At 64.4% G+C, this 15,914-nt stretch carries 15 protein-coding genes and 1 pseudogene; 7 read left to right on the top strand and 9 right to left on the bottom strand.

The features are described from left to right. Positions 1-13: 13 nt before the first annotated feature. Positions 14-1,222, bottom strand: a complete 1,209-nt coding sequence (manD, locus tag AB4Y43_RS28665; RefSeq protein WP_368729341.1) for a D-mannonate dehydratase ManD — start codon at positions 1,220-1,222, stop codon at positions 14-16. Between the two features lie 19 nt (positions 1,223-1,241). Beyond that, positions 1,242-1,973 carry a GntR family transcriptional regulator gene (locus AB4Y43_RS28670; RefSeq protein WP_342949337.1) on the bottom strand — a complete coding sequence of 244 codons (732 nt, stop codon included), beginning with the start codon at positions 1,971-1,973 and terminating at the stop codon, positions 1,242-1,244. A 135-nt stretch (positions 1,974-2,108) separates the two neighbouring features. Between AB4Y43_RS28670 and AB4Y43_RS28675 the strand changes: the two genes are divergently transcribed. Both AB4Y43_RS28675 and AB4Y43_RS28680 read left to right on the top strand, forming a co-directional pair. Then, on the top strand, positions 2,109-3,584 hold the full coding sequence (locus AB4Y43_RS28675; RefSeq protein ID WP_368729342.1) for a mannitol dehydrogenase family protein: 1,476 nt from the start codon (positions 2,109-2,111) through the stop codon (positions 3,582-3,584). A gap of 42 nt (positions 3,585-3,626) precedes the next feature. Further along, complete coding sequence (locus AB4Y43_RS28680; RefSeq protein WP_368729343.1) at positions 3,627-4,928, top strand: MFS transporter; 1,302 nt, start codon at positions 3,627-3,629, stop codon at positions 4,926-4,928. Positions 4,929-4,963: 35 nt separating this feature from the next. Here AB4Y43_RS28680 and AB4Y43_RS28685 read toward each other — a convergent pair whose 3' ends face one another. Then, the gene (locus AB4Y43_RS28685) at positions 4,964-6,985 is read right to left on the bottom strand and encodes an FAD-dependent oxidoreductase (protein ID WP_368729344.1); all 2,022 of its coding nucleotides are present in this window, start codon (positions 6,983-6,985) and stop codon (positions 4,964-4,966) included. A gap of 197 nt (positions 6,986-7,182) precedes the next feature. Between AB4Y43_RS28685 and AB4Y43_RS28690 the strand changes: the two genes are divergently transcribed. Together AB4Y43_RS28690 and AB4Y43_RS28695 are read left to right on the top strand one after the other, a co-directional pair. Next, a complete protein-coding gene (locus tag AB4Y43_RS28690; protein ID WP_342949341.1) occupies positions 7,183-7,677 on the top strand; it encodes a MarR family transcriptional regulator in 495 nt (164 codons plus the stop codon). A 241-nt stretch (positions 7,678-7,918) separates the two neighbouring features. Continuing rightward, positions 7,919-8,143, top strand: a complete 225-nt coding sequence (locus tag AB4Y43_RS28695; protein ID WP_368683318.1) for a hypothetical protein — start codon at positions 7,919-7,921, stop codon at positions 8,141-8,143. A 136-nt stretch (positions 8,144-8,279) separates the two neighbouring features. On the opposite strand, the gene AB4Y43_RS28700 is transcribed toward AB4Y43_RS28695, so the two are convergent. The 3 genes from AB4Y43_RS28700 to AB4Y43_RS28710 all read right to left on the bottom strand — a co-directional run bounded on the left by AB4Y43_RS28700 (position 8,280) and on the right by AB4Y43_RS28710 (position 10,683). Continuing rightward, positions 8,280-9,293, bottom strand: a complete 1,014-nt coding sequence (locus AB4Y43_RS28700) for a zinc-binding alcohol dehydrogenase family protein (RefSeq protein ID WP_368729345.1) — start codon at positions 9,291-9,293, stop codon at positions 8,280-8,282. A gap of 19 nt (positions 9,294-9,312) precedes the next feature. Further along, entirely contained in the window at positions 9,313-9,624 is a 312-nt protein-coding gene (locus tag AB4Y43_RS28705) for an antibiotic biosynthesis monooxygenase (RefSeq protein WP_069263021.1), read from the bottom strand. Between the two features lie 159 nt (positions 9,625-9,783). Continuing rightward, positions 9,784-10,683, bottom strand: coding sequence for a LysR family transcriptional regulator (locus AB4Y43_RS28710; protein ID WP_368729346.1), 900 nt, complete (start codon positions 10,681-10,683; stop codon positions 9,784-9,786). Positions 10,684-10,963: 280 nt separating this feature from the next. On the opposite strand from AB4Y43_RS28710, the gene AB4Y43_RS28715 reads away from it, so the two are divergent. Beyond that, a complete protein-coding gene (locus AB4Y43_RS28715; protein ID WP_133180720.1) occupies positions 10,964-11,818 on the top strand; it encodes a DUF1989 domain-containing protein in 855 nt (284 codons plus the stop codon). A 17-nt stretch (positions 11,819-11,835) separates the two neighbouring features. Here the strand turns inward: AB4Y43_RS28715 and AB4Y43_RS28720 are convergent, their stop codons facing one another. Next, complete coding sequence (locus AB4Y43_RS28720) at positions 11,836-12,273, bottom strand: PRC-barrel domain-containing protein (protein WP_069263018.1); 438 nt, start codon at positions 12,271-12,273, stop codon at positions 11,836-11,838. A gap of 178 nt (positions 12,274-12,451) precedes the next feature. Between AB4Y43_RS28720 and AB4Y43_RS28725 the strand changes: the two are divergent. Next, a pseudogene (locus AB4Y43_RS28725) lies at positions 12,452-12,574 on the top strand (zinc-binding dehydrogenase); the annotation flags it as partial. Positions 12,575-12,598: 24 nt separating this feature from the next. On the opposite strand, the gene AB4Y43_RS28730 reads toward AB4Y43_RS28725, so the two are convergent. Next, positions 12,599-13,024 carry a Fur family transcriptional regulator gene (locus tag AB4Y43_RS28730; RefSeq protein WP_368729347.1) on the bottom strand — a complete coding sequence of 142 codons (426 nt, stop codon included), beginning with the start codon at positions 13,022-13,024 and terminating at the stop codon, positions 12,599-12,601. A 173-nt stretch (positions 13,025-13,197) separates the two neighbouring features. Between AB4Y43_RS28730 and AB4Y43_RS28735 the strand changes: the two genes are divergently transcribed. Continuing rightward, a complete protein-coding gene (locus AB4Y43_RS28735) occupies positions 13,198-14,409 on the top strand; it encodes a polysaccharide pyruvyl transferase family protein (protein ID WP_368729348.1) in 1,212 nt (403 codons plus the stop codon). 345 nt (positions 14,410-14,754) lie between these two features. On the opposite strand, the gene AB4Y43_RS28740 is transcribed toward AB4Y43_RS28735, so the two are convergent. Next, positions 14,755-15,630, bottom strand: coding sequence for a LysR family transcriptional regulator (locus tag AB4Y43_RS28740; RefSeq protein WP_368729349.1), 876 nt, complete (start codon positions 15,628-15,630; stop codon positions 14,755-14,757). Between the last annotated feature and the right edge of the window lie 284 nt (positions 15,631-15,914).

Raw genomic sequence — 15,914 nt, forward strand, 5'->3', positions numbered from 1 at the left:
TGATCAGGTCTGCCTACCAGTTCCACATCGACCCGTCGCGCAGACGGGCGACCGGCAGATAGGCGCGTTCATAGGGATACTTCGCGGCCAGCGTCTCGTCGATGTCCACGCCGAGCCCCGGCGCTTCGTCCATCACGAGGAAACCGTTCTCGAAGCGGTACTGATGCGGGAACACGGCATTCGTGAGCGCGTTGTGCGGCATCAGTTCCTGAATGCCGAAGTTCGGCGCCCACAGGCCGAAGTTCACGGCGGCGGCCATGCAGACCGGCGAAAGATCGGTGGCGCCATGAAAGCCCGTGCGCACCTGGTACATGGCCGCGTAATCGGCAATGCGGCGCATATGCGTAATGCCGCCCGCGTGCACGATGGTCGCGCGGATATAGTCGATGAGCTGCTCGCGTATCAGGTCCTTGCAGTCCCAGATCGAGTTGAACACCTCGCCCACCGCAAGCGGCGTGCTCGTGTGGCTGCGGATCAGGCGGAAGCTCTCCTGGTTCTCGGCCGGTGTCGCGTCCTCCAGCCAGAAGAGGCGATACGGCTCCAGGTCGCGGCCCAGGCGCGCGGCCTCGATCGGCGTGAGGCGGTGGTGCGCGTCATGAAGCAGATGCGGGCCGAAGCCCACGGCCTCGCGCACCTTGCGAAAGAGTTCGGGCGTATGGCGCAGATAGAGCGCCGTGTCCCACGGTTCCTCGGGCGGCAGCCCCTTTTGGGCGGGCTCGTATTCGCCCTTGACCTTGCCCACGCCATAGACCTTGTCGAGACCGGGCACGCCCGACTGCACGCGAATCGCCTGGTAGCCCTCGTCCACATGCTGGCGCACCGCGTCGATGGCTTCTTCGTGGTCGCGCCCGTTTGCGTGGCCATAGACCATCAGCCCTTCGCGGCTCTTGCCGCCCAGCAGCTGATACACGGGCATGTTCGCGAGCTTGCCCTTGATATCCCAGAGCGCCATGTCGATCGCGGCGATCGCCGTCATCGTGACCGGGCCGCGCCGCCAGTACGCGCCGCGATAGAGGTATTGCCAGATGTCCTCGCTATTGCGGGGGTCGCGGCCCACGAGGCACGGAAACACGTGATCTTCGAGGTACGAGCGCACGGCCAGTTCGCGGCCGTTGAGCGTCGCGTCGCCGAGACCGTACACGCCTTCGTCGGTCACGATCTTCACGGTCACGAAATTGCGGCCGGGGCAGGTGACGATCGTCTGCAACCGTTCAATCTTCAATCGCTGTCTCCACTCTGTTTCATTCGACGAAATAGTCGGGCACGCGCGCCCGCACTTCCGGCAGATGCGAGCCCACGCGGTCGATATGGCTCGCCACCGTCGCGCCCAGTTGCGCGAAGTTGCGCGAGGCAATATGCGCGAGGATCAACTCGTGTTCGCGCAGCGCGCGCTGCGCATGGTCCGCCACGCGGTCGAGCAGCAACCAGCGCACGCGATCGAACTGGCGTTTCATTGGCTGCAGCATTTCCCACACATGCGAGCGGCCCGCGAATTCGAACAGGCGCCGGTGCATCAGCTCGTCGAGATCGAAAAAGCGATCGACGTCGCCGCGCGCGACGGCGTCACGCTGGTCATCGACGATCCGGCCGAACTCCGAGAGCTGCTCGGGCGTGATGGTCTGGGCCAGCTGCACGTGGTTCGCGCATTCGAGCGTGCTGCGCGCGAAGCGTCCCTCTTCGAGCTGCGACACGGAGATCGGCGCGACGATCGTGCCGACCTTGCGGTAGATGTTCACGAGATGTTCGTCGGCGAGCTGCGCAAGCGCTTCGCGCACCGGCGTGCGGCTGACCTGCAGCGCTTCGGCAATCGCGGCTTCGGAAAGGCTTGCGCGTGGCGGCAGCGTGCCGCGCACGATGGCGTCGCGCAGGAAGGCATGCACCTGTGGGCGATAAGACGCGTCGGGATTGGCGACGAATCCGCTCAGTGCGGCGAGGACGGTGTCCTCTTGCGGTTCGATGACGGTCTGGCTCATGTCGGTAACGGGAAACGGTTTGTACCATGGTAGCAAATGCGCTGTACGGTCACCGCATAGCGTTAACCCCGATAAAACGAGATAAAACATCGGACTAAGCTTCAGTCATTCGTATTCGTACCATGGTACAAAGCAATGACGGCACCTCTTCTATGCGAGCGCTCACTAACTAAAGCCGCGTCGACCGTGCGCCAGCCGGGATACGACCGCCAGCGCGTGCGCCCCGGCATCGTCCATCTCGGGCTCGGTGCGTTTCATCGCGCGCACCAGGCGCTCTATACGGAAGCGCTGCTCGAGCGCGGCGACACGCGCTGGGGCATCGTCGGCGTGAGCCTGCGCGAGCGGCGCGTGCCGCAGGCGCTGGCTGCCCAGGACTACCTCTATTCGGTGACCGAGCGCAGCGGTGAGACGGCGGCGTGCCGCGTGGTCGGCGCGCTGCGCGGCGCGCTTTACGCGCCCGAGGCGATGGACCGGGTGCTCGGCGCAATTGCGGACCCCGGCGTGGCCATCGTGAGCCTGACCGTGACCGAGAAGGGCTACAGCATCGCGCCCGCCGGCGCCGAGCTGGACGCCGGCGACCCCGGCATCCGCCACGACCTCATGACACCCGATGCGCCCCGCACCACGCTTGGCGTGCTCGCCGCGGGCATCCGCAGCCGCCTGGCCGGCGCGCCGCTTACTGTGGTCTGCTGCGACAACATGCAGGCCAACGGCGACACGCTGCGCAAGCTCCTGATCCAGTATGCGGAGCAGTTCGACCCGGCGCTCGCGCGCCGCATCGGCGAGACGATCGCGTTTCCCAACACGATGGTCGATCGCATCGTGCCGGCCGCCACGCCCGCGTCGCTCGACGCGGCTGCCACGCAACTCGGCCTGCACGACGAAGCCGCGATCGTATGCGAGCCGTTCACCCAGTGGGTCATCGAAGACCGCTTCAGCGGCCCGCGCCCCGCGTGGGAAGACGCGGGCGCGCTGCTCACACGCAATGTGCACCCGTACGAGGCCATGAAACTGCGCCTCCTGAACGGCTCGCATTCGGCGATTGCGTATGTCGGCCAGTTGCGCGGGCGCGAAACCGTTTCCGATGCGATGGGCGATCCTGCCATGGCCGCCTTCGTGCGCGCGCTGATGACCGAGGACCTGCTCGCCACCGTGACGGTCCCACCCGGCTTCGACGTTCATTCGTACTGCCAGGATCTGCTGGCGCGCTTTGCCAACCCGACGCTTGCGCACCGTACCGGTCAGATCGCGACAGATGGCACCCAGAAAGTGCCGGTGCGCTGGCTACCCGCGCTGCGCGAGAGCCTCGCGCGCGGTATCGAGCGCCCCCATCTCGAACGCGCGCTCGCCGCCTGGCTGCACTACCTCGCGACCGAACGCAGCGACACGGGCGCGTCGGTCCTGGTGAGTGATCCTGGCGCCCCCGCACTTGCCGCGAAGCTGCGCAGCGCGAGCACGGCGCTCGATACCGTGCAAGCCGCCCTCTCGCACACGAGCGTGTTTGGCGCAACGCCCTGGCCGCAGGCGTTCGCCGATCGGCTCGCCGGACATCTGCAATCGCTGCGCCTGCACGGCACGAACGCGCTGCTGGCTTGCCCCGCCCCTGCCTGATGCCGCACGCGCGCCCATATCTATAAAGACTGGAGACTGAACATGAAGCAACGCACGATGGGATGGATAACCGTATTCCTGTTATTCCTCGTCTACGGCATCAACTATCTCGACCGGGTGGCGCTTTCGATCACCGCACCGCTCGTTCAAAAGGACCTCGGCATCGATGCGGCGCAGATGGGCATCGTGTTCAGCAGCTTCTTCGTAGGCTATGCGCTGTTCAACTTCGTGGGCGGCCTCGCGAGCGACAAGCTCGGGCCGAAGATCGTGTATGTCCTCGCGGTCGGGCTGTGGTCGATCTTCTGCGGGCTCACGGCCGTGGCCGTGGGCTTCGCGAGCCTGCTCGTGCTGCGCGTGCTTTTCGGCATGGCCGAAGGGCCGCTCTGCGCAGGCGCGAACAAGATGGTCAACAACTGGATGCCGCGCGACATCGCCGCGACTTCCATGGGACTCCTGAGCGCCGGCTCGCCGCTCGGCGGCGCAATTGCCGGGCCGGTCATCGGGCTGCTCGCGATCAGCTTCGGCTGGCGCCCCGCGTTCTGGATCATCTGCGCGATTGGCCTCGTATGGTGCGTCGCGTGGATGCTGCTCACCGCCAACCGTCCCTCGGAAAGCCGCTTTGTCAGCACGCTCGACGAAGCCGAGCCCGAGCGGCGGGGGCAGGGCGTCGCGCACACGAGCCGCGCCGTGCCCGACAGCGCCGCTTCTTTGCCGCTTTCGGCATGGCTGCGCCAGCCGCTCGTGATCGCAACGGCCGTGGCGTTCTTCGCCTACAACTACGTGCTGTTCTTCTTTCTGAGCTGGTTTCCCAGCTACCTCGTGCAGGCGCATCACCTCAACATTCGCGAGATGAGTCTCGCCACCGTCGTGCCGTGGCTCGTGGGCACCGTTGGCCTCGCGGCGGGCGGCGCGATCTCCGATGCGATTTTCCGCTGGACCGGCAAGCTCATGCTCTCACGCAAGCTTGTCCTGTCGACGTGCCTCGCGGCGACGGGCGTGTGCGTGGGCGTTGCCGGCCTCGTCCATACGGCTGTCGCGGCCATCGCGCTGATGTCCATCGCGCTCTTCCTGCTCTATGCGACGGGTGCGCTCTACTGGGCGATCGTGCAGGACGTCGTGCATTCCGCGAGGGTGGGCAGCGTGAGCGGCTGCATGCACTGCGTGGGCAGCCTTTCGGGCGTGATCGGGCCGGCAGTGACGGGCTTGCTGGTGGAGCGCAGCGGCTCGTTCGCCACGGCGTTCGTGCTGGCCGGTGCGGTTGCACTCACTGGCGCGGCGCTCTCGGTAATTTTCATTCGCGACGCGCGCAAGAGTGCGCCGCTCACGGACGAAGCATATTCGTGACCAGCGCGTAACCAGCGCATGCGCCAGCGGCGACGTCACATCGTTAGCGCGAGCCGCGTGGCCTGATCGATAGCGCGCAACGCATCGAGTTCGGCGGCGACATCGGCGCCGCCTATCACCTTCGGTTTCGCTGCGCGCTCGACAAGTTCGTCATAGAGCGTCCGATTCGAATTCTGGCCCGCGCACAGCACGACATGATCGACGGCGAGCACATGCGGCTTGCCGTCGACGCGATAATGCAGGCCTTCGTCGTCGATCGCGTCATAGGTCACGCCCGACGTCATCATCACGTGCGCCTTGCGCAGCCGGGCCTTCAGGATCCATCCTGTCGATTTGCCGAGGCTCCTGCCGAGTGGTTCCTCCTTGCGCTGAAACATGTGCACGCTACGGCGCGGCGCGCCATGAGCGTCGATACGCGTCAAGCCGCCCGCATCCGCATTCTCAGGATCGACGCCCCACGCGCGGAAAAACGCACCGCGGTCCAGCGATTCCTGCTCATCGCCCAGCAGATACTCGGCCACGTCGAAACCGATACCGCCCGCGCCGATGATCGCCGCGCGCGCGCCCACTTCGACCTTGCCCGCGAGCACATCGATGTACGACACCGCCTTCGGATGATCGACACCTGCAATATCGGGCACGCGCGGCGTGACGCCGGTGGCGATGACGATCTCGTCGAACGCCTCGCTGGCGAGTTCATCAGCCGTAGCGGCTTCCCCAAGCCGCAACGTCACGCCAAGCCGTTTTAGCCGCACCTCGAAATAGCGCAGCATCTCGTGAAACTCGGCTTTGCCGGGGACGACCTTCGCCAGATTCAGCTGCCCACCCAGCCGCGCATGCGCTTCGAACAGCGTGAGCGTATGGCCACGTTCGGCGGCGTTGATCGCGAACGCCATGCCGGCCGGTCCGCCGCCCACGACCGCGATGCGTTTGGGCTGCAAAGCCTTGCCCGCCGCGAATTCGATCTCGCGCCCGGCGCGCGGATTGACGAGGCAAGTGGCCGTGCGTTCCGTGAAGATGCGGTCGAGGCAGGCCTGATTGCAGCCGATGCAGGTGTTGATTTCGTCGGCCACGCCAAGCCGCGTCTTCTTCGCAAAGTCCGGATCGGCGAGCAGCGGGCGCGCCATCGAAACGAGATCGGCCACGCCGGAGGCGATCAGTTCCTCCGCGACCTCGGGCGTATTGATGCGGTTCGACGCCATCACCGGAATCGACACCGCCTCTTTGACGTTGCGAATCGCGTCGCGCCAGGCCGCGCGCGGCACGCACGCCGCGATGGTCGGCACCGCCGATTCGTGCCAGCCCACACCCGTGTTGATGAGATCCGCGCCGGCCGCTTCGATCTCCTTCGCGAACGCCGCGATCTCGGCGCCGCTCATGCCGCCCTCCATGAGATCGATTGAAGAGATACGGTAGATCAGCATGGGCTCGCGGCCCATTTCTGCGCGTACGGCGCGCACGATGTCGAGCGCGAAGCGGATGCGGCCTGCGAAGCTGCCGCCGTATTCGTCGGCACGCGCGTTGGTGACGGCGGCCGTGAACTCGTTGATGAGATAGCCTTCCGAGCCCATGATCTCCACGCCGTCGTAGCCGGCTTGAACCGCCAGCGCCGCCGTGCGGGCGAAATCATCGATGGTGGCGCGCACTTCCTGAGTGCTGAGCGCGCGCGGCGGGTACGCGTTGATTCGCGCCTTGGCGGCCGATGGCCCCACGCACTCCGGCACCTTCGCATAGCGGCCCGCGTGCAGGATCTGCAGCACGATCTTGCCGCCCGCTTCGTGAACCGCGTGCGTCACCGCGCGATGCTCGTCGACCTGCTCCGCGCGATTGAAGAGCGGGCCGCCCGCCTCCATCACGCCTTCGGCGTTCGGCGAGAACCCGCCGCTCAGAATCAGACCGATCTCGCCGGCCGCGCGCGCCGCATAGAACGCGGCGAGGCGCTCTTGCGGACGGTCGAGCGTTTCGAGCCGCGTGTGCATCGCGCCCATCACCATGCGGTTGGGCAACAGCGTCGCGCCAACGCGAAGCGGGGTCAAAAGCCGATCGTAGGTCGCCATGGGGATGTCACTTATATTCTCGAGCGTCGTTTCCACACTCTAGGCGAGCCTCTTAATTACGTCAACATCATGATATATATTGAGGGCACGAGGAGGGGTATTGCCCAGATGGACGGCGCGCCCACTTCCCTTCACTATTTTCGTATCAGGTATTTGTCTCATTGCCGCCGCACTCGCGCGGCGACCGAAAGGCGCCCATGACCCAGAACGACCCTTCGTACGATCAATCCGTCTCGTCGATTCACAACCGCTTGTTCTTCCGGCTTTTCCAGGCGGGTAACACGCTCGACCGGCAGACGACCAAGGCGCTCGGCATCACGACCGTGCAGTGGTCGGTGCTCGGCGCGCTGTCGCGCCCGCAGGTTGCAGAGGGCATGTCGTTTTCCGAACTGGCCGATTATCTCGTCGTGAGCCGCCAGAGTCTCGACGGCGTGCTCAAGCGCCTGGAGCGCGACGAGCATGTGCTGCGCGTGGCCGACACCGTGGACCGGCGTGCGAAAAAGGTCGTGCTCACAGAGCAGGGCAAGGTGTTCTGGGAGAGCCTGCAGCCGAAGATCTACGAGTTTTATCGCCAGGCGCTCGCGAGCTTTCGCTTCGACGACAAGGTTTCGCTCGTGCACTTCCTGAATCAGCTGAACAAGGGCATGGACGAGATCGATCTCGGCGAACCGGCGCAGCGCGACGAGGCGTGAATGCACGCTCGCGCTTTCATATCGTGCAATGCGCGCCCGGTGTGTGCAAATTCCGCATTTGCGGCTGCGGGCCTGCAATTGCACATGGAAGGACACCTTCTCTTATCGTGAAAGACATCACGTAAACCATTGAACAACAAGGAAATTGCGGTTCCCCGATGCTGCAGGGAAGTCGTCTTTCACTGCGATAGACTGAATCCAACGACGCTTCTTATTCGCTTGTTAATCAATGGAGAAGACGATGGACGTCTATATCGAACCGTTACCGAGAGGCCAATGGGGGCCAATCGATGGCTATGCCCTGGAGTTCGCGGACGGCAGCAAGTTCGCCGAGAACATCTTTCGCTCCGAGCTTCTCGCGATCAGCGAAATCGTCCTGAGAGGCTATAAGCCGCTGCTGGCGAAGGTTCGCATTACGGACAAGCACGCCAACGCGCACTGGAAGCGCCCCGAAACTGCGCGCTGATGCGCTCGAGCTCGACGGCGTGGATTGCCGTCGAGCCGTGAGCACCATAACCGCACCCTGAGTGGCCCTTTCGTCAGGCTCATGAGCACGGCCCATTGTGCGTTCGACCGCGCATCCGAGTGACGGACGGCACGATTTAAAACCCTTCGAGCACGAGCTTGCCGCGCGAGCGGTTGGTTTCCACGAGTTCGTGCGCCCGGCGCAGGTTTGCCGCATTGATGGTCCCGAAGCTCTCGTTGAGGGTCGTGCGCAACACGCCCTCGTCGATGAGCGAAGCCATGCGCTCGAGCAGATCATGCTGGCGAATCTGGTCTTTCGTCCCGAACATCGAGCGCGTAAACATGAACTCCCAATGCAGGGCCACGCTCTTCATCTTGAGCTTGCGGAAGTCGAACAGCTCCGGATCGTCGATCAGCGCGAGATGCCCCTGCGGGTTGATCGAGGCGACGATCTCGTCGAAGTGATGGTCGGTCTGATTCAGGCTCGCGATATAGTCCACGCCTTCTATACCAATACGCTTGATTTCCTGCGAAAGCGGCTTCGTATGATCGATGACGTGATGCGCGCCCAGTTCGCTCACCCACTTCGACGTTTCGGGCCGCGACGCCGTGCCGATCACCGTGAGGCCCGTGAGCTTGCGCGCCAACTGCACGAGAATCGAACCGACGCCGCCCGCCGCGCCGATCACGAGCAGCGAGTCGCCGGACGGCGCCGTGCCTTCGGGCACCTTGAGGCGGTCGAACAGCAACTCCCACGCTGTGATGGAGGTGAGCGGCAACGCGGCCGCCTCGGCGAAGTTGAGGCTCTGCGGCATGCGGCCCACGATGCGCTCGTCCACCACGTGCAATTCGCTGTTGGTACCGGGGCGCAGCAGCGAGCCCGCATACCACACCCGGTCGCCCGGCTTGAAGAGCGTCACGTCGCGGCCCACGGCGCGCACGATGCCGCTCGCGTCCCAGCCGATCACTTTCGGCTCGCCGTCTTCGGGCGCCTTGTTCGCGCGCACCTTCACGTCGACCGGGTTCACCGACACCGCGTGCACTTCGACGAGCAGATCGTGCGGGCCCGGCTGCGGCTCGGCGAGATCGAGATCGATCAGCGAATCGGCGTCGCTGATGGGGAGATTTCGGTAGTAACCAATCGCTTTCATCGTGAATACCTCCAGACAGTCAAATTGCGGGAAACCGGCTTTGTTGAACGAGCGGCTCGAAGTGATAGAGGTCGGGGTCCGCCGAGAAGTACGGCCACAGCGTGTGCAGGAAGGTCTGGAAATCGCCGTGCATCATGAACGCGCTCTGCGCGTCGAGGGAGTCCCACTCCACTTCCAGCACGTAGCAGCCTTCGTCTTCGCACTGCGGACCGAGGCGGTGCCCGCGATAACCCGGCTTGTTCGTGAGCAGCGGGCATACGCGCAGCCAGGCCGCCTCGAAACGCGAAATCTTGTCGGCTCGCAGGTAAAAGCGGCCTATCGCGACGATCATCCGAGCCTCCGTACCGTTCGTCTTCGTACGAATAATCGGCCAGCGCGCACTGCGCGCATAGCGGCAAACGGCGAATTCAGCTTCAACGGCGCTTTGAAGATCGAGGGGGCGATCGGGCCCGGTACCGAACAGCGCGCGGACTGACCGCGGATTCAAATATCAGGCGAGATATGCGGCAATGCGATCGCGCAGCCAATCGCGCAGTGCGTTGACGGTCGGCGAGAGCATCGTGCGGTGCGCGCAGACGAGATGCAGCGGCGCGCCTTCGCCCCGAAACGCGTCGAGCGCGGTTTCGAGGCGCCCCGCCTGGATATCGGCGAGCACGTCCAGACGCGACTTGTACGCCAGGCCATGCCCCGCCACTGCCCAGCGGCGCACGAGTTCGCCGTCGTCGCTGCTGCGGTTGCCCTGCACGTTCACGACGCTCGCTACGTCGCCGCGGTAGAAGGTCCAGCGGTCGTGCAGCGTGTCGCTCAACGCGAAGCGCAGACAGTTGTGGCGCGAGAGATCGGCAGGCGTCGCGGGTTTGCCGTGACGCGCGAAATAGCCGGGCGCGGCGCACAGCACGCGCCGGTTGTCGGGCGCGAGGGGCAGCGCGACGAGGGAGGAATCTTCGGGCACGCCATAGCGAACCGCCACGGCAACCGGCGACCGGAACATGTCTGTCACGTGGTCGCCAATGTGCACCTGGAACGACACCGCCGGATGCTGCACCTGAAAGTCGTCGAGCCAGGGGACGAGCACGTTGCGCCCGAGATCGGAGGGAATCGACAGCGACACCGTGCCGCCGATCATCTTGCGCCCATGCGCCACGGCGTTCTGGCCGGCCTCCACCTGCTCCATGACGCCGCGCGCGTATTCGAGGTAGCGCTCGCCGTCCGGCGTGAGGCGCAGGCTGCGCGTGGAGCGTACGAGCAGGCGCGTGCCGAGTTCGGTTTCGAGGCGCTTGAGGCCTGCGCTCGCCACCGCGGGCGTGAGATCGAGTTGGCGCGCGGCGGCCGAGAGGCTCCCGTTGTCCACTGCACTGATAAAGATGACGAGGTCTTCCAGTCTGATCATGTACCGTCGCGTCGTTGGGCTGCGCTCGCCTCGGAAGCAGGCGCCGCGGTCATGGAGTAAGCGAACTGTACACGATGCCACCGCGAGCGCGGGCAGGCCCGATCACGCCAAAAAGTCCGCGAATCCCCAACATTGCATCGTTGAACAATCTTTGGCTTACCGTTGCGCGATTCCTATACTCCCCAGCAGAGATCCCGCGAAGGCTGCGCCGTGCCCCATCGGCTTCGCGAATGCGGGCACAGGTCGTTCACGCAGGTCGTTCATACAGGAGTACGAGGCAATGCTGAATTATCCCGCCGCCTACCAGTCGACCAAGGGCTCCGCGCTCGACGTGAACAAACCCTTTTACCGCCGCATCGCCGAAGAGAAGGATCAGCGCGAGCTAATCGAATCGATCGTCGTGCCGATACGCTCGGGGCAAGCCTGGAGCGTGCCCGCCGGACACGTGTTCCGCATCGTGACGATCGAAGGCCCGCAGGTCGCCGACCTCAATCTGTGGAACCGGCACGATCCGCGCGAACGCATGTGGGCTTCGCGCACGCGCCAGCTCCAGCAGGCGCACGTGAGCACTTTCGACCGCCTGTGGTCGACGCTGCCCTTCCTGCGCCCGCTCGTCACCATCACCGACGACAGCCTCGCCGATTACGGCGTGGACGAACATGGCGGACGCGTACACGACCTGCTCGGCACGCGGTGCGACCCCTACGTGAACCGCATGCTGACCGGCGAAGACTTTCATTTCCACTGCCACTCGAATCTCACGCGCGCCATCGCGCCGTATGGGCTCACCGAATACGACGTGCACGACGTGCTCAACGTGTTCCAGTGCACCGGCCTGAATCTGGAGGACAAGTACTTCATGAAGGCCTGCCCGGCGAAGAAGGGCGACTACCTCGAGTTTTTCGCCGAGATCGACCTGTTGTGCGCGCTTTCGACCTGCCCCGGCGGCGACCTGTCATTGCCGATGTGGGGACCCGATGCACGCGACCCGCTGGAAGTCTGCCGGCCGCTCGGCATCGAGATCTACCGGCTGGCGCCGGCGCTGCTGGAAGGCTGGTCTTCGCCGCCTGTCGCCGAATATCGCGGCCTGCACGGCATGGCGTTGCAGCAGCCGGACTGGAAGTGCGGCTGCTGAAACGCGACGGCTCTAGCTTACTGCTGCTTCTCGACCTTCTTCGGCTTCGGCGGCGATTCGACCTTCGCGTACTGGAACGCGGGCGTGGCCTTCAGCGCTTCCTTGGTTGCGCCGGGCAAATAGAGATTGCCCTGGCGCACGTCGAGCGAAGCGATGGGCACGGCGACGTCGTGCGAGCCGACGCCAAGGAAACCGCCCGCCGAAACGATGGCCGCGGAAACCGAGCCGTCCGGCGCTACGATCAGGTCGCGCACGGTGCCGATCTTCACGTTGTCGTCGTTATAAACGGACTTGCCGAGTACGCTCTTCTTCACGCTCCAGCCTTCGAGCAGCGCCTGCGACTGCTCGACCGAAACGCTCAAGGGCTGCGCGCCCGCGATCTGGGCATTCGCGCCGGCACTGGCCAGCACGGCGCTGAATGCGGCTACGGCCAACATCGTCTTGCGGAAAAGCATTTTCTTTCGCTCCTGTATTCCGGTTAGTTCGCCGCGCAGGTCGTTGCGAATCAGCGCGAGACTGCAGGCGGAATACCATGGTAGCCGGTATGGGGCGGGGATGCGCTCAAGCTGCTTGCGCGAGCATGCACGAAGCAGGCGGGTGCAAAAACGGTGCGCGCCAAAGCCTTCATGGGGCGGCCTGGAAGCGGAGGCACTACGGCCCGTCATAGCGAGGACGTTCCCCTTCGAGCAGATCGTCGAGGCGCACCGCTATCTGGAATCGAACGAGCAGTTGGGAAAGGTGGTCGTTACGCTCTGAACCTGGCGCCGGCAATGCGCGAGTTCACGACGAAGCCGCGGCGCACTGGGCGCAAAGCCCGAACACGACGAGACTCGAATGCGTATAGCGAAAGCGTTTCGCCGCAGCGATGGTGGCGTGCTGTTCCTGCAGCATCGGCTCGTCGATGTCCACCACGGTCTTGCAGCTCTCGCACACGAGATGCGCGTGCGGCGCACCACGCCCGAGTTCGTACACCACGCGCGTTTCGCCAACCCAGGTGCTGTCGAGCAGCGACGATTCCATCAGTTGCGCAAGCGCGCGATAGACGCTCGCCAGGCTGCATTGCTCCACGTCTTTTGCAATGCGGCGAAAGACCTGGTCAGCCGTCAGATGCTCGTGCGGCGCGTCATGAAATACCTTCAGCACGGCCACGCGGCTGGATGTAGGGCGCAGGCGCGCGCTCTTCAGTTCGGAGTAGACCGTTCTCATACGCAGGGAAAACACGTCGGCAAGGCCGACAGTTTCCTCGAGAATGCTTAAGGTTTCCTTATGTCAGTATGGGAAGCGGCCCGACTTGCGGCCCCACTTTATGCTGCGGCGCCGTATGGACGGGAGAGTATGGGACTGGTGGCTATTGAACAGAAGCACGATCTGAGGCGCGCATGGCTTCCACGCCCACTGTGATCTTCGGCGCCTTCGACCGGCACAATTTCGGCGACCTGCTGATCGCGCAGGTGGCGGCGCGCATGCTGCCACGCCGCGAACTGCTGTTCGCCGGGCTCGCCGCGCGCGATCCGCATGGCGATGGCGGCCCTGCCACGGTCGCACTCGCGCGCATCGCCGCTTTCGCGCGCGGCCGCCCCGTGAACGTGATTCATGCAGGCGGCGAGTTGCTGACCTGCAATGCGTGGGAGGCCGCCGTCATGCTCGCCTCGCCGCAGCGCGTGCCTGCGCTCATCGCAGCGGAAGACGACTGGCTGCGCGACGGACGCGCGTGGGCGCACCAGCTTGTTGGCGTGGCGTCGCTCGCGCCGTATGTGCTGTCGAAATCCGCATTGCCGGGCGTGCGCGTGAAGCATCTCTCGTTCAACGCGGCAGGAGGCGTCGATCTCGATGCGCGCAATGCGCTGTTGGGCGCCGACGTGCTCGCCGCGCTGCAAACCGCGGATGCGGTCAGCGTGCGCGACCGCCAAACCCAGGCGCTGCTCGCCCAACGGGGCATCGAAGCCCGCCTGATACCGGACCCCGCCACGATGACAGCGGCCCTGTTCGGCACGGCAATACGCCGGCACGCCGCCAACTCCGCGCTGCCCTGCGTGCGGCAGGCGTTCCCACGCGGATATGTCGCCGCGCAATTCAGCGCTGACTTCGGCGACGATGCAACGCTCGATACGCTGGCCACCCAATTCGAACTCGCGGCGCGGGGGCACGGCCTGGGTATTGCGCTGTTTCGCGCGGGCGCCGCCCCCTGGCATGACGACCTCGCGGTGTACGAGCGGCTCGCGGCTCGACTGCGCGCGGTTCACGTTCGCGTGTTTGCCTCGCTGAACGTCTGGGACATCTGTGCGCTGATCGCAGGAAGCCGCATCTATTGCGGCAGCAGCCTGCACGGTCGCATCGTCGCGATGGCCTATGCACTTCCTCGCGTCAACATCAGTCATCCTGATTATTCTCTCGACGCAAGCAAGCATGCGGCTTATGTGCGGACATGGGAAGCGGCAGGTCTCGCAGGCGTTGTGAATCTGGGCAATCTTGCCGATGCGGTTGCCAATGCTCTCGCGACCGATCGCGAATCACTGCATGAAACCGCATCGGCACTCGCGCGGCGCTATCGGGAGGAATTCGAAACTATGGTTGCTGAGAATCGACTATAGGCCGTGCAAAAGATCGGTGCGGCGGCGGACGACGACACTGCCCTCGGTCAGATAAGCGCGCCATTTTTCGCACAACCATTCGCAAATCCTTTCGCGCACAGATCGACCGGCGAATTGCGGCTTCTGTGCGCGATTCGACGGTTCGATACTGGTTTACCCGGTCCGATTGAAAGTAAAAAAATACCATTCAATCTACACAGCGGCCGGCTTTCTCCAGAACCGGAATCAGGCGCAATACACGCTCTCCGGCACCGCCTACTCAGGCTTGACGGTGGCTCCCGGCAGCGACACGCGCGGCATAGGGGTCGGCCTGGTACACAAGTTCCAGGAACAGCCGCGCATCCACTAACCGTTCTTCATTGCGGCGCGCAAGAATGCAACAAAGCGCGCCGTAACCGGATTTTCCCGCATGGAAGGCCATGCGAGTCCCACGCGCCACTTGGCGTTTTTGCCATGAAGCGGCAGTACCGTAGCATCCCGCAGCAGGTGTCGTGCGCGAGAAGGAATGAACGCAATGCCCACTCCCGCGGCGACCGAAGTCAGGACCGACTGGATGTCTTCGGCCTGCTGCGTCACCTTCGGCACGAAGCGGTGCTCGATGCACCACCGGTCGATCTGTGCAGCGAGCCCAGGCCCGCGTGCACGCACCAGCGAGATGAAGCCGATTTCATTGAGCGCGTCGAGATTCGCCGGGAGGCGTGTGTACGGAAGGTGTGGCGGCAATGCGAGCGCAAGTCCCTCGTCTACGACTTTGAATGACGACAGACCATCCGCGGCAGGCAAGCGAAGGAAACCGGCATCCAGCTTGCCCGCCAGCAGACGGCGCGTTTGCTCTGCGGAAGACAGGTCGCTCAGGGTGACGGAGACGGCAGGATGCTGCTCTCGAAAATCGGCGATGAGCTTCGGCACAATCGTCAATACGGACAGGCAGATTCCGAGGCGCAAATGGCCGTGCCGGCCGCTGCTTGCCTCTCGCGCGCGCAACAGGATTTCATCCGCGTCGCGTACGAGCGCCTGCGCATCGGACAGGAACGTCTCGCCAAACGGCGTGAGTTGCGCACCGTGCCGACCGCGTTCGAACAGCCTGCCACCGAGGCTCGCCTCCAAAGCGCCGATCTGCTTGCTGAGTGCCGGCTGACTCATGTGCAACGCATCCGCTGCGCGGCTGAAATGGCGCAGGTCGGTAACCGTCAGAAACGTCCTCAGTAATTTCAGTTCCATTCGGAAAAGTAATCATACCGGTAAGAACATTCATTTTACTGATCGATGGGCGAGGAGTTCAATACGTGCATGCCCCTCTCGAAAATCATCCGCAATGCCAATTCGAACCTCGCCGGCTGACGGCCCCCAGGCGGACCTTGAAACCGACGCCATCGGTAAAACGGCGGTCGACAGCGAATCCGACACGCCCCCGGTCAGCCACTCCGATTCGCGCAGAGTGCGCAGTCGCCGTTCTCGCTTCGGCGACGTGTCCCACGACGCCCACCTTCGCGCGGCGACGGGTG

Source organism: Paraburkholderia sp. BR10872 (genome assembly GCF_040965835.1).
Lineage (GTDB): Bacteria > Pseudomonadota > Gammaproteobacteria > Burkholderiales > Burkholderiaceae > Paraburkholderia > Paraburkholderia nodosa_A.

Excerpts from the sequence above, each read along its gene's own strand:
- AB4Y43_RS28695 (WP_368683318.1), top strand. The coding sequence starts at position 7,919 with ATGGACGTCTATATCGAACCGTTACCGAGAGGCCAATGGGGGCCAATC.
- AB4Y43_RS28705 (WP_069263021.1), bottom strand. The coding sequence starts at position 9,624 with ATGATCGTCGCGATAGGCCGCTTTTACCTGCGAGCCGACAAGATTTCG.
- AB4Y43_RS28685 (WP_368729344.1), bottom strand. The coding sequence starts at position 6,985 with ATGGCGACCTACGATCGGCTTTTGACCCCGCTTCGCGTTGGCGCGACG.
- AB4Y43_RS28720 (WP_069263018.1), bottom strand. The coding sequence starts at position 12,273 with ATGCTTTTCCGCAAGACGATGTTGGCCGTAGCCGCATTCAGCGCCGTG.
- AB4Y43_RS28730 (WP_368729347.1), bottom strand. The coding sequence starts at position 13,024 with ATGAGAACGGTCTACTCCGAACTGAAGAGCGCGCGCCTGCGCCCTACA.
- AB4Y43_RS28700 (WP_368729345.1), bottom strand. The coding sequence starts at position 9,293 with ATGAAAGCGATTGGTTACTACCGAAATCTCCCCATCAGCGACGCCGAT.
- AB4Y43_RS28670 (WP_342949337.1), bottom strand. The coding sequence starts at position 1,973 with ATGAGCCAGACCGTCATCGAACCGCAAGAGGACACCGTCCTCGCCGCA.
- AB4Y43_RS28675 (WP_368729342.1), top strand. The coding sequence starts at position 2,109 with ATGACGGCACCTCTTCTATGCGAGCGCTCACTAACTAAAGCCGCGTCG.
- AB4Y43_RS28680 (WP_368729343.1), top strand. The coding sequence starts at position 3,627 with ATGAAGCAACGCACGATGGGATGGATAACCGTATTCCTGTTATTCCTC.
- AB4Y43_RS28690 (WP_342949341.1), top strand. The coding sequence starts at position 7,183 with ATGACCCAGAACGACCCTTCGTACGATCAATCCGTCTCGTCGATTCAC.
- AB4Y43_RS28710 (WP_368729346.1), bottom strand. The coding sequence starts at position 10,683 with ATGATCAGACTGGAAGACCTCGTCATCTTTATCAGTGCAGTGGACAAC.
- AB4Y43_RS28740 (WP_368729349.1), bottom strand. The coding sequence starts at position 15,630 with ATGGAACTGAAATTACTGAGGACGTTTCTGACGGTTACCGACCTGCGC.
- AB4Y43_RS28735 (WP_368729348.1), top strand. The coding sequence starts at position 13,198 with ATGGCTTCCACGCCCACTGTGATCTTCGGCGCCTTCGACCGGCACAAT.
- AB4Y43_RS28715 (WP_133180720.1), top strand. The coding sequence starts at position 10,964 with ATGCTGAATTATCCCGCCGCCTACCAGTCGACCAAGGGCTCCGCGCTC.